Below are 524 nucleotides of genomic sequence, written 5' to 3' on the forward strand. Positions count from 1 at the left end.
AGAGCCCGGCGACGGCCGGAATATCCGCAGCCTGCAGGGGACGAATCTGGCTCATGCCAAACTCGCGGAGGATGAGATCGCGGGCCCGTTCTCCAGCTTGCGGAGGAGTGCGACACGCGGAATTCCGACCTCATCCTTGGCGAATGTCACGGGTTCATAGGCCTTGGCTCTGGCTATCAGGGCAGCCACCTGGCGGTCCTGCCCCTGCCCGAACTCGAACAGCAGCCAGCCACTAGGCTTGAGGAAATCGATTGCGTCCCGGATCAGCCGCTGTTGGATCGAGATGCCGTAAGGCCCCCCGTCGAAGGCCTCACGCGGCTCGCACTCAAGCAGATGCGCGCTCTCGCCTTCGAGGCGCGCAGTCGAGATATAGGGGGGATTGCAGACAATCATGTCCGCCGCGCCGATAAGCCCATCGCCCTCCAGCGCACCGAACAGATCCCCTTTCCGGATGGTGACCCGGTCCTGAAGGGCCAAGCGTTCGGCATTGCTACGGGCGAGCGCGACCGTGCTGTCAGTCACGT

At 63.7% G+C, this 524-nt stretch carries 1 protein-coding gene; it reads right to left on the bottom strand.

The window, feature by feature from the left end:
• Window positions 1-51 precede the first annotated feature (51 nt).
• Window positions 52-524: N5-glutamine methyltransferase family protein (locus NKJ01_RS36330; RefSeq protein ID WP_502905968.1), on the bottom strand; the 473-nt coding region annotated here is incomplete at its 5' end.

It is taken from the genome of Mesorhizobium sp. M0276, from assembly GCF_040321755.1.
GTDB lineage: Bacteria > Pseudomonadota > Alphaproteobacteria > Rhizobiales > Rhizobiaceae > Mesorhizobium.